Here is a 12104-nt window from a genome sequence, read left to right on the forward strand (position 1 = left end):
CCGCGCGGCGCTGCCGGCGGCCGTGGCCGCGCCCGCGCGCAGCGGGCAGCCGCTGCGCGACGCCGAGCGCGAGGCGCTGGCGGCGCTGCTGGCCGAGCACCGCGGCAGCCGTGCGGAACTGGCGCGGCGGCTGGGCATCAGCGAGCGCTCGCTGTACCGCAAGCTGCGGGCGCTGGAGGAGCCGGCGCCAACGGCGCCGCCGCCCTCGCCGCCAGCCGACTGACTTCGGCGCGGCGCGCTGGCCGCAAGCCCTGTCCACGAAGCTGCGCGATGCCGCGCGGGCCCAGGGCTGTCCGGGGAAAGTTGGTTTTCGTTGGCAGCCCGTGAGCCCAGGCGCTTCGCACCCCACTTCGTCATGCGCGCGAAGGCGCACTGCTGGAAAGTTGGTTGTCGTTGGCAGCCCGTGAGCCCAGGCGCTTCACACCCCACTTCGTCATGCCCGCGAAGACGCACTGCTGGAAAGTTGGTTGTCGTTGGTAGCCCGTGAGCCCAGGCACTTCGCACCCCGCTTCGTCATTCCCGCGAAGGCGGGAATCCAGGCGGCCCCACGTCAGAGCGAAGGGGCAACGCAGGAAAGACGCGGTTTTGAACCTTGTGACGCCGGCCCATGAGCTGGCGGCTGGCTTGGGGGCCACCTGGATTCCCGCCTTCGCGGGAATGACGAAGTAGGGGTGCGCTGCGGGCCAACCTTCGGCTGACGCTGGGGCCACCTGGATTCCCGCCTTCACGGGAATGACGAAGTAGGGGTGCGCTGCGGGCCAACCTTCGGCTGACGCCGGCCAACATCCCCGGACAGCGGCGCACCCCAGCCGCATTCCCGGGCGCGCACGGCCGGTACGGCGCAGGCGCGAAGCGGCACGTCCCGCGCGTGACGCCTGTCACGCCCGCGTCACCCGCCAGCCCGCATGCCGGTCGCGCGCTTGACGCACCGCAATCCCGCGGCCCGCCGCCCTGCCCAAGCTGCCCTGCATCCGACAAGAAGCGAGGGGAGACCGGCATGCCTGCATACAGCGAGCTTCAAGCGGCCCTGGAAGCCGTGTTGCGCCATCCGCGCTGGCGGCTGGCCGATGGCGTACCCAATGGGCTCGACGCCTGCGCGGCCGAGCTGTTGGGCGGGCTGGACGCCGCCGCGGTGGACGCTGCCGTGCAAGCCGCCGGTGCCGACGCGGCGCGCCGGCGCGGCGCCCTGCGCGCCGAGATCGCGCGCCAGTTGCTGGCCGCGCGCGTGCTGGTGCCGGCCACCGCACCGGCCGACGACAACGCGATGCTGGCGCTGATTGCCGGCGGCGCGGTGGCGGTGCTGCTGTTGGGCCCCCTCTCCGGCCAGCGGCTGCCGGCCCTGGCCGGCGCGCTGACGCTGGCGGCACTGCTGGGTGTCGTCCTGTGGCGGCGCTGGAGCCGGCGCCACGGCGCGGGCCGCGACCGCGGGCGCCGGGCCGAAGTGCGCTGAGCCGGTCGGACCGTCTGGTCCGTGCCCGGGGTGGGCGCGGCGGAGGGCTCGCCGTTGCCGCGCCCGCGCGCGGTGTGGCATCTGCACGCCCGGCGGCGGCGGGCGGGCATCCACCGCTTCCTAGAATTCACGGGTGAAAGTCAACGCCACCCCCCATGTAAACGCGCCGCCCAAGGTGGAGCCGGTTGCCGTGCCGGTGACCACCGCGCAGACCGCCAGCGGTTTAGGCGACAAGGCCGCGGCGCTGACCGCCTTGGCCAGCGCGGCGGGCGCGGTGGACTTGAGCCCGCTTGGGCGCGGCGTCGCGGCGCTGGCGTCCTTTGGCTTTCCCGTGGTGGAGATAGGCCCCGAGGGCCACGAAGACCCCAACACGCTGGAGCTGCCGCCTCAGGCCACCCCCGACCAGCCCGCCGCCGAAGCCGCGCCGCCCAGCGCCGCGCGCCACATCGCCCAGGCCCTGGCCGGCGCGCTGAGCCTGAACGCCGCCGAAGACAACGCCGAGGTCTTGCAGGAGGAGCCGCAGCAGGCGCCCTCCGGCGACGGGGCGCCCGCGCAAGGCGCGCAGGGGGACGCCGCCACGCGGCAGTCCGCCGCGCCGCAGGCCCAGCCGCCGCAGCAGCAGGCGGCCGGCGCCCTGCTCAACGCCATGCTGAGCGCGGCGCTCACCGGCCAGGCGTCGATGGAAGTGCGGCGCGAGGGCCGCCCGCCCGCGCAGATGGAGCTAGAGCGCGAGGCCGACGGGCACGGCGGCCACCGCATCGCCCGCATACGCCTGCGCCACCAGACGGAGGACGGCGTGATCGACGTCACCGCGGAGCTGGCGCTGGGCGCGGCCTTCCCGGGCGAGCACGCGCCCATGAACGTGGACATCACCGGCAGCGGCGCCCTGGGCGGCCAGGCGTCGGCGCAATTGAACGAGCTGCGCGAATCGCTGCAGGCGCGCGGCCTGGCCGCGAACGTGCGCGCGCGCACGGACGACTGAACCCGCCATGACCCACGACGCCCAAGACGACCTCGCCCGCCGCCGCGCCGCGGTGGCCCTGACCTACGACACCATGTCGCAAGTGGGCGCGCCCAAGGTGGTGGCCAAGGGCTACAACCAGACGGCCGAGAAAATCATGGAATTGGCGCGGGAGGCGGGCATCCCCATCACCGAATCCGCGGAACTGGCGCGGGCGCTGATGCACGTGAAATTGGACAAGGAAATTCCGACGGAGCTTTATGCGGCTGTGGCGGAGATATTGGCTTGGGTTTGGAGGTTGGGGGGGAAGGGGAAGAAGTAGGGCAAATTGGATTGGGATGGTGGAATGCTACCGATGCTAAGATGAAGGTTTATGCTTTAGATTCGTGTGTTTTAAAATTGGCCTGTGCGTTGGTGCTTGTAGTTTTTCGGCCATTTATGTTTGTTTTTAGTGGAAGCGACCGCCTGACTGAAAGGGGTCAACTTCCGCTTTCGGCCAACTGCAGTCAGACAGCTATCTTTTCTGAACGGCTGCTCAAGGCTGAGAGCAGTCCTTCAATCACTGTGTCTTTAGACCCGGCTTGGTTCCCAAACTAGAAGTTATGGCATTCTGCTAAGGGCGTTTTTAAGACGGTAAATTCTCAATAGGAATCAGATCCAACGACCCAGCGCCATAGGCTAGAGAAGCCAATTATCGTGCTTTCGATATGGCAGCAATATAATGTGTGTGTGATGCTGACCAATTAGTCTGCCTCGTCGGCAGAACTGTCTTCTGAACGGTTTGCGTGAATATTCATGTGGCAGTTACGACATAGGACGGCCACATTTTCTGGAGCATCCGCGCCGCCCTCGCTCAAGGGCTTTATGTGGTGAATTTCTAGAAGACGATCACCTTGCTCAGGCTTATAGCCGCAAACTGAGCATTGTGTTAAGTCGACACCTTGGGCTGCAAGCATGCCCATGATCCTCGCCCTTGAATATCTTCGATATGCCCCTTGTCGTGCCGATCGGAGAATTTCAACTCGCAGTTCTTCGCTTTTTACATCTTCTACTACGTCGGGCGCAACATCAAACTTCTCAAGAAACTCCGAGAAAATTAGAAGATGAAGGCTTTTTCCGTTTGCGACGTTTTGATATTCGTGGATAAGCTCATATTTAGGCATGAGCGCGGAACCGGTGCTTCTAATCCACCAATCAGGCTTTCTGTCTTCCGATACGAACACAAGGTCTTTATTGTGGCTTCTGCCAATTTCGAGGAGGGTGTGCCAAATAGAAAGATCTCCCTCGGAATTTTCTTCCTTGCTTGCGTCTCTATACCCTGGGGGAATTTTAAATTTGTTTCTACGAGCTAAGTCCTTTGCTAGAGCGTCATCTGAGAGATTATGTTCAACGATAACCTCTTTTGAAAATATCTTTGAGTACATTTGAACAACTGGGTCGTGCCACACCCATTCCTTTATCTTGTCTGCAATAGCGTCAAGGGCCGAATTATAATGATCTATTCTTTCTTTTAGATCTTTTGATACTTGCTGGAGTTTTTCGTATTCTGGCAGATCAAAAAGAATGGGGTATTCTGGCGATGGTTTCAGCTTAAGCTTTCTTTCGTGTATCCCATGGCTTATTTCCGCAAGCTTATTTGATTTGTTTGCAGCGAACTCCCGCACGGTTTGCTTTGATATAAAAATTCGGCCTTCAACCTTAAGTTTTTTGTATATTTTCTCAATAGCATCAATGCTTTCTTTGCGCAGCTTGTAAGGAGCGAGCAGGACGTTTGTGTCTAAAGAAACGATGCAGTTGTCCTTGATTCTTTCGACTGGACTCCAGCCATGGGTAAATATCAATTCCGGGTTTGAAAATCTCTCTTTGTATGCGCTGATTTCTGGAGATTCGTTCTGACTGTTCTCTTTGGACATGATTTGAGTTGGTCTCCGTGTTAGGCGTTTATCGTATTCGCTGTTGAAAGATTGTTCTCGCAGTTTATCTGCGACTCAAAAATGGTTTGCCACGTAGCGCCAGCGATGTGCCTACATAGTGGGCGCGGCCACTTCTTCGGGCGCAAGTTCTTGGCATCACTTCAAAACTTAATTTCAGACGCCGTTTGGTACAGCGTCCTCAGTTGACATACTGGTTAGATGAAATGCTCCCAAGTGCGCACCGCCTGAAACTATGCACGATGATAGTGCTCAACGTAACGAAGTGCGGGCACGGGCATTTAAAAGCAAACTTCTTTACAAGGCCGTAGCCAAATAGGCTCCGCCAACCTTGTTCCGGTATGGTCGAGCGCATGTGGCTAGGGAGACGCCAATCAATTCACTTTAAGCCGTTAATTACTCAAGCTTCGCCATGAGCGCCTCCTTCAGCACTTCCGTTAGGCCGCAATGCCACAACAATAGCATCTTCGTCCGCTTTATGATCTGTATTAAAGACCGTTTCCATAGCGCTAGAACTGAATTTGCGTTGATAAGCGCGGACCGCGTTGCTGATTCTTGCGTCGGACATAGGAAGCAACTGCGGCTCCTTATGCTGACGAATATTTATCCCCCAGAACTGCTCATACATGTAGTCGTGAACGCGTAGACGACTTATATATGCACCTTTCTCTATTAATTTTGATTTTGCAAATAGATCCCGAAGCTCATCTTCATCTTTAAAAGCAAGTGAAATCAGAAAAAAATATGAAACCTCGATGGACGTGAGTTGTGCGCATATTAAATCACAATATGGTTTTATTAATGTGTGCTCCGGCGCTTCGCAAACAAGATGGCGCAGCAGTACTTTGAGTGTATCCACAAGCCTCCCTTGCCGATCTAGCTCCGTCGACAAAATTTTGAAATTTCTGAAATATAGATAATCCAAAAGCTCTTCATCGTCAGCAGTTAGTTTCTTACTGTCATAGCGTTGCTGAGTGCGAAGAGGGATAAGATGCATTTTTTCCTTTTTAATCGACTCAATGGCCTTGTCAATGGAGACTCGGAGCATGGTTCTACCGCGCAGGTCTCCCTTCTTTGTTGATACATCATTTAGCGTGCTTGTGTATATATCCAGTAACCTATATAGGATGTCCTCGTAATGCAGTCTACTATCAATTTTCCTTTGTTTCTTTGCTTCGGCTTCTTGATATGCGATCTGCTTTTGCTGAAGTATTAGTGTTACAATAAGGCCGCCAAATCCTAAACCAGTGAATAGCGAGTTAAGCACCCCAAAACTGTCCCCAAATTGCCCTTTCTCTGTGAAGTCGCTGCCTTTTGTTGGAATTTCTCCTTGATAGAATAAGTAGAATATCAGTCCCATGAGAGCTATCGGAAATGTCCACCATATTTTTAGAAAAATCCTCTTGAAAGCATTCAAGTCCGCGAGTGCCTGCTGCTTGACTGCATGGAATTTTTCTTTGATGTGTTTTTTCACTGGTCTTAATTGGCGTGAGTGAATGCACTATTTTGTGCAAATAAAATGACTGCCTGCGCAGCCATATTGTAGCACCGCTCATGGGTGTATAAACCCTGCGCATCCCACAAGGAAGTCCAGCGTGGCCTCTAAGCCGCAATAGCATGAACACAATATGGCGCAGTGATCGCAACTCCCTAAATAACGACTTTTACTTTATTTCAAGCAATCAGACGCATGACGCTTTACAAGCCTCCCGTCAATTCGCTCTTGAATTATCTACATAGAAATACTGTGATGCGGCAAGAGACGTCGTTATTTTTGGTGCGTTCGTGCAACGATATAGACACTTTGACAGTCGACACCAATCAGATCTTAAACAATCTTAAGATAACTTGCATTGCAAGTGCTTTTATCGCTTGAAAATGGCTCTTGGCTAGCTTCCGAGTCCAGGGCTATGGTCGATCGGCCGCTTTCGCTGCGAAGCAGGCGTTCACCGGCCGCCGTCAATAGACCAATTGTTGGCAGCCAGCTTGGCACTTTAACCGGCCTCTCATAGCGAGACCACTGATCTCCTCCCACGTCGAGCCAAGCGGCGTACCGGATCTAGTGGAAAAAGACCTCAGGCGGCTTTTCACCTACTACGCTGTATTTGCCACTCCAGACGAAATGAGCACTTGTCGCTGCGGCTGAGCCTAAAGAGGGATAATTTTCCAAGTAGCCCCCTCACCAAACATCGCCCTACATTTAGGACATTCCTGCGAGCTCAACGGGATAGTAGTATGACAGGACGGGCAACTGCCTATATCTTTGGGTAGCTCGAATACTGTCGCGGAAATTGTTTGAGTCGGATTCTGCTGCAGCGAATGGATCACTCTTTCTTTCAAGCGGTCAAAATCTTCCTCAGATAGTTGTCCATACTCTTTTTGCATTTCAAGAATACTAATACGCTGACGCTGCCAAGCGGAATCAAGGCGACGCAATCGTGTGAACGTGTCAGCTAGTGCAATACGAAGCGCTGCAGGCTCCATCCCAGGATAATGCAAATGCATTTCTCCAACGTTTGAAGTAACCGCCAAAAACGTGTGAATTTCAGATTTCGTTGTCAACGCATTGAGTATGCCTGCAAGGGCAATTCCAGCCAGCGCTCCATCAACACCAAAACCCCCACCAATGAAACCGCCACCCTTTGTCACGTTGCCAGGGCCGGAAATCTCGATGCTGCACACTTCGATCAACGGAATAGAAAACGATGCCCCCCGCAGTGCCCTTACCCGAATCTCTTGATCAGAGAAAGTCACATCGCACGATACACCTGGCACCAGGGGGTAGCCGCTACCGCCCAGATAAATATTGCCTTGGAGTGTTGTTTCGCTCACCGGAATCATGCCTAAAGATAGTGATTTAACCTACTGTAAAGTAGGACTTGGGGACTTATTATCACCGATCGCATGCAGTTTAATGACCCCTGATCGTGAGGACTGCCAGGAATTTGATAAAAATTTAATTTCGATGATGCTGATCCGCTCTGTGCCCGCTTTGTGCACAAAGCAGACATAGCAAAAACTGCCGATCAATGTCCGCCTATGCGCGGCCAGTGCGAACCGCTAACGTCTCTCATGGAAATCGCACGCAGCACGGAACCAGCATCGCAATTCCCGCAAAGACTATAATTGAGGTCCACTTAAGTGCATGAGCCAGCGGACAGCCCTCAATAACACAGTGTTCTCACGCCACCCCTACGCCCCACAGTGGGGCCGCCTAGATTCCCGCCTTCGCGGGAATGACGAAGCGGGGTGTGAACGGTCGCGGCTTGCGGGATGCCAAAGCCAAGCGGCATTGGCCGTGCGCCATTCAATCCAAAAGTGTTGGAATATCAATTTATCGGGGCAGCCAGTGGCTTGATTTCAATTTCAATGCCACCGACCCAGTAACTCGTAGCATTACTGATTTCCCTTAGCCCCACCTACACCCTCATGCTTAGCCGCATACCGCTCAAGCATCAAATACAACCCAATCCCCCCCACTAACGGCAGCAGGTAATAGAGAGCCCGATAAGCCAGCACCGCCCCCATCACCTCCCCATTCCCCAGCCGCCCGGACAGCAGCGCCAGATAAACCGCTTCCAACACGCCGAGCCCGGCCGGAATGGGCGTGACCACCCCCACCACCGAAGCCGCCATCAGCACGGCCAGCGTCTGCCCATACGGCAGCCGCTCGCCCAGCAGCAGGTACATCACGCCGCCCATCAGCGCCCAGTTGGCCGCCGAGAACGCGAGTTGCGCGATGGCGCGCCCCGGGCTGGGCAGTTGCAGGCGGCGGCCGCGGATGCTCCATTCGCGGCCGCGCCACTTGGCGCAGGCCAGCACGTAACCCGCAGCCAGCGCCAGCATCAGCACGCCCACGGCGCGCAGGGTCCAGTCCGGCAGGAAAGCCTTGGTCGGCAGCGTGATCACGCCGGCGGTGAACAGGCTGCCGGCCAGCAGGCCGTAGCCCAGCCAGTTGGTCGCCAGGCTCAGGCCCACCACCTGCGCCACGGTCGCTTCGTCCAGCCCAGCGCGGGCGTACAGGCGGGCGCGCATCGCCACGCCACCCACCAGTGAGCCCAGGTTGAGGTTGAAGGCGTAGCTGGATACCGCGATCGCCCAGGTGCGCCAGCGCGCCACGCGGTGGCGCACGTGGCCGCGGCCTATGAGGTCGAAACAGCCGTAGAGCGCGTGGCTCAGCGTCGCCAGCGCCCACGCGGCCAGCAGCAGTTGCAGCGGGTAGCGCTTGAGCGCGGCCCAGGCACCGGCCCAGTCGATCTGGTGCGCGCGTGACAGCAGCAGCGCCAGCACCAACAAGCCCAATACCGGCACCGCCCAGCGGCGTATGCGCTGCCAGGCGGCGTGCAGGGAAGCCCACAGGGAGCTGGCGACGGGGACGGGCGGTGAATCACTGAGCATGGTGGAACCATGCTCGCCGCCCCCCGTCAAAGGCGCCAGCCGACGCCGCCGCGAGCGGCTGTAGGCGCTGTCCGACGACGCTGCCGGACAGCCACCCGCGTGCGGCACCGCGTCAGGCGCCCGGGGCGGACCTGCCGTCAGCCGCCGGCGCGTGAAACCTTCAGCGCGTGCGCACGCCCGGCAGCACGCACAGCATCTCGTACAGCAGGTTGGCGCCCAGCAGCGCGGTGTTGCCCGTCGGGTCGTAGGGCGGGGAGACCTCCACGAGGTCGGCGCCCACGAGGTTGAGCCCGCGCAGGCCGCGCACGATCTCCAGCGCCTGCGGCACGGTCAGCCCGCCAATCTCCGGCGTGCCGGTGCCGCCGGCATACGCGGGGTCTATGCCGTCGATGTCGAAGCTCAGGTAGACCGGGTGGTCGCCAATGGAGTCGCGCACCGCGCCCATCAGCGGCGCGAGCGACCGCCACCACACCTCGTGCGCCGGGACGACGTTGAAGCCCTGGGCGCGCGGCCAGTCGAAATCGTCCGCCGCGTAGCCGGTGCCGCGCAGGCCGATCTGCCAGACCTTGTGCCCGCACAGCAGCCCCTCCTCCACCGCGCGCCGAAACGGCGTGCCGTGGGCCACGGGCTCGCCGAACATGCTCTCGTTGACGTCGGCGTGCGCGTCCACGTGCACCAGCGCCACCGGGCCGTGGCGCTCGGCCATGGCGCGCAGGATGGGCAGCGCGATGGTGTGGTCGCCGCCTAGGGTCAGCGGCTTGCAGCCGGCCTCCAGCACCCGGCGGTAGTAGCCGGTGATGATGTCCAGCGACTTGTCCAGCGAGTAGGTGTTGATGGGCACGTCGCCCAAGTCGGCCACCTGCAGCGTGTCGAAGGGCGCGGCGCCCGTGGCCATGTTGTAGGGGCGCAGCAGCGCGGACTCGGCCCGCACCTGGCGCGGGCCGAAGCGCGCGCCGGGGCGGTGGCTGGTGCCGATGTCCAGGGGCACGCCGATGAAGGCGGCGTCCAGGCCGGCGGGCGAGTCGGCCGCGGGCAGCCGCATCATGGTCGCCAGGCCGCCAAAGCGCGGCATGGCGTTGCCGCTGAGCGGCTGGTTCAGGGACGGGGACGGTTGGTCGGTCGAAGCGCTCATGGCAGGACTCGCGAAGGATGAGCGCGCCGGCACGGCCGGTGCGTGAAGTCAGCGGCGGCGGCCGCGAATCCACTCCAGCGTCAGCATCAGCGCGGTGGTGAAGAGGATCAGCAGCGTGGCCACGGCCGCGATGGTCGGATTGATGTTCTCGCGTATGCCCGTGAACATCTGCCGCGGCAGCGTGGCCTGCGCCGGGCCGGCGATGAAGAGGGTCACGACCACTTCGTCAAAGCTGGTGGCAAAGGCGAACAGGGCACCCGAGATCACGCCCGGGGCGATCACCGGCAGCGTGACGCGGAAGAAGGTTTCAACGGGCCCGGCACCCAGCCCCAGGCTGGCGCGCACGAGGTTGTGGTTGAAGCCCTGCAGCGTGGCCAGCACGGTGGTGACGACGAAGGGCGCGCCCAGCGCGGCGTGCGACAGCACCAGGCCCAGGTAGGTGTCCGCCAGGCCGATGCGCGCGAACACGAGGTACGTGCCCACGCCCACCACGACCACGGGCACCACCATGGGCGCGATGAGCACGCTCATCAGCACCGACTTGCCCTTGAACTGCACGCGCGCCAGGCCCACGGAGGCCAGCGTGCCCAGCACGGTGGCCAGCAGCGTCGCCAGCGGGGCCACGATGAAGCTGTTGCGGGCGGCACGGGCCCAGTCGTCGGAGGCCAGGAGCTGCTCGTACCACTGCAGCGACCAGCCCGGCATGGGGTAGGCCAGGAAGGAGCTGGCCGAGAACGACAGCGGGACGATGGCCAGGATGGGCAGCAGCAGGAACAGCAGCACGCCCACGCAGGCCACGCGCAGCGCCCACCAGCCGAGCTTGTCCAGCGGCGTGGCGTAGGCGGGGAAATCAGGCAGGAATCGATTCAACGGGTTCATGGCGCTCACCCCAGGCTCAGCTCGGCACGTGCGAAGCGGCGGTACACGCCGTACAGGGCCAGCGTGCTGCCCAGCAGCAGCGCGCCCAGCGCCGCGGCCATGCCCCAGTTGACGTCCACGTTGGTGTACTGGGCGATGTAGTAGGACAGCATCTGGTCGTCCGCCCCGCCCAGCAGCGCGGGCGTGACGTAGTAGCCGATGGACAGGATGAACACGAGCAGCGCGCCGGCACCGATGCCCGCATAGGTCTGCGGCACGTACACGCGCACGAAGGCGGCCAGCGGCGTGCTGCCCAGCGAGACGGCGGCGCGCACGTAGGTCGGCGGCACGGACTTCATGACGCTGTACAGCGGCAGGATCATGAAGGGCAGCAGGATGTGCGTCATGGCGATGATGACGCCCGTGCGGTTGAACAGCAGCGCCAGCGGCTCGGCGACCACGTGCAGGCCCAGCAGCGCCTTGTTGATCAGGCCCTCGCGCTGCAGCAGCACGATCCAGGCGGCCACGCGCACGAGGATGGAGGTCCAGAACGGCACCAGCACCAGGATCATGAGCACGTTGGCCTTGCGCGCGGGCAGCGTGGAAAGCCAGTAGGCCAGCGGGTAGCCCAGCAGCAGGCAGGTCAGCATGACCACCACGCTGATCTGGAAGGTGCGCAGCAGGATGCGGCCGAAGACGCGCTGGTCCTCCGGCATGCGCTCAATGCCGCCCTCGGCCTCGCGGCGCAGGTCCACGGCGGCGAGCAGGTAGTCCGGCGTCCAGCGCGAGGCGTTCTTGGCGATGGCCTGCCAGTAGGGCAGCTCGGCCCAGCGGGGGTCCATCTCCAGCAGCCTGGCGCGCACGTCCTCGGCCTTGAGCGCGGGGTCGCGCAGCGCGTCCTGGCTGGCGCGGTAGGCGCCCATCACCAGCGAGCGCGAGCCCGGCACCTCGCTGTTGAGGCGGCGGGCCAGCGCGCCGGCGTCCGCGCTGTCGGGCATGGCCGAGAGGTCGGCCACCACGGCGGCGAACGCGGCCGGGGCGGGTTCGCTCTGGCGGTCCCAGCCGGCGAGGGCTTGCGCCGTGCGCGGCAGGGCGCGCGCGACTTCGGGGTTTTCGACGGCGCGCATGAGCAGCGCGCCAATGGGGACGATGAACACCGCCACCAGGAAGGCCAGCAGCGGCAAGGTGAGCAGCAGCGCCTGGCGCTTGCGCCGCCCCTCGGCGCGCGAGAGCGCCTTGGCCAGCGTGAGCGCCTGGGCTTCCGCCGCGCTGGGCGGCGGCGGGGCCGAGCCGAGATCCTGCATTGCGTGCGCGCCTGCCATGCCGCTGCTTCCTTGTTGACTGTGCTGGTTGGACGGCAGCGATCTGCCGTGT

At 61.4% G+C, this 12104-nt stretch carries 11 protein-coding genes; 4 read left to right on the forward strand and 7 right to left on the reverse strand.

The window, feature by feature from the left end; translation table 11 throughout:
* The 4 genes from ALA01S_RS34040 to ALA01S_RS21155 all read left to right on the forward strand — a co-directional run.
* Positions 1 to 223 (forward strand): helix-turn-helix domain-containing protein (locus ALA01S_RS34040; protein WP_169805975.1); only part of this gene is annotated, 223 nt, incomplete at its 5' end.
* Positions 224 to 997: 774 nt separating this feature from the next.
* Positions 998 to 1450: a hypothetical protein gene (locus tag ALA01S_RS21145; protein ID WP_066340682.1), complete on the forward strand. Its 453-nt coding sequence runs from the start codon at positions 998 to 1000 to the stop codon at positions 1448 to 1450.
* A gap of 133 nt (positions 1451 to 1583) precedes the next feature.
* Complete coding sequence (locus ALA01S_RS21150; RefSeq protein WP_157119158.1) at positions 1584 to 2432, forward strand: hypothetical protein; 849 nt, start codon at positions 1584 to 1586, stop codon at positions 2430 to 2432.
* Positions 2433 to 2439: 7 nt separating this feature from the next.
* Positions 2440 to 2733 carry an EscU/YscU/HrcU family type III secretion system export apparatus switch protein gene (locus tag ALA01S_RS21155; RefSeq protein WP_066340689.1) on the forward strand — a complete coding sequence of 98 codons (294 nt, stop codon included), beginning with the start codon at positions 2440 to 2442 and terminating at the stop codon, positions 2731 to 2733.
* Between the two features lie 421 nt (positions 2734 to 3154).
* On the opposite strand, the gene ALA01S_RS32080 is transcribed toward ALA01S_RS21155, so the two are convergent.
* The 7 genes from ALA01S_RS32080 to ALA01S_RS21175 form a co-directional block, all read right to left on the reverse strand.
* Positions 3155 to 4324, reverse strand: coding sequence for a PIN domain-containing protein (locus ALA01S_RS32080; RefSeq protein WP_084267787.1), 1170 nt, complete (start codon positions 4322 to 4324; stop codon positions 3155 to 3157).
* 418 nt (positions 4325 to 4742) lie between these two features.
* Positions 4743 to 5816: a hypothetical protein gene (locus ALA01S_RS33290; protein WP_157119159.1), complete on the reverse strand. Its 1074-nt coding sequence runs from the start codon at positions 5814 to 5816 to the stop codon at positions 4743 to 4745.
* 674 nt (positions 5817 to 6490) lie between these two features.
* The gene (locus tag ALA01S_RS33295) at positions 6491 to 7183 is read right to left on the reverse strand and encodes a hypothetical protein (RefSeq protein WP_157119160.1); all 693 of its coding nucleotides are present in this window, start codon (positions 7181 to 7183) and stop codon (positions 6491 to 6493) included.
* 555 nt (positions 7184 to 7738) lie between these two features.
* The gene (locus tag ALA01S_RS21160) at positions 7739 to 8740 is read right to left on the reverse strand and encodes a lysylphosphatidylglycerol synthase domain-containing protein (RefSeq protein WP_066340694.1); all 1002 of its coding nucleotides are present in this window, start codon (positions 8738 to 8740) and stop codon (positions 7739 to 7741) included.
* Positions 8741 to 8900: 160 nt separating this feature from the next.
* Positions 8901 to 9872 carry an agmatinase gene (gene speB, locus ALA01S_RS21165; protein ID WP_066340696.1) on the reverse strand — a complete coding sequence of 324 codons (972 nt, stop codon included), beginning with the start codon at positions 9870 to 9872 and terminating at the stop codon, positions 8901 to 8903.
* Positions 9873 to 9920: 48 nt separating this feature from the next.
* On the reverse strand, positions 9921 to 10751 hold the full coding sequence (locus tag ALA01S_RS21170) for an ABC transporter permease (RefSeq protein WP_066340721.1): 831 nt from the start codon (positions 10749 to 10751) through the stop codon (positions 9921 to 9923).
* 5 nt (positions 10752 to 10756) lie between these two features.
* Positions 10757 to 12034, reverse strand: a complete 1278-nt coding sequence (locus ALA01S_RS21175) for an ABC transporter permease (protein ID WP_066340723.1) — start codon at positions 12032 to 12034, stop codon at positions 10757 to 10759.
* Positions 12035 to 12104: the final 70 nt, after the last annotated feature.

It is taken from the genome of Azohydromonas lata NBRC 102462 (assembly GCF_001571085.1).
Classification (GTDB): domain Bacteria; phylum Pseudomonadota; class Gammaproteobacteria; order Burkholderiales; family Burkholderiaceae_C; genus Azohydromonas; species Azohydromonas lata.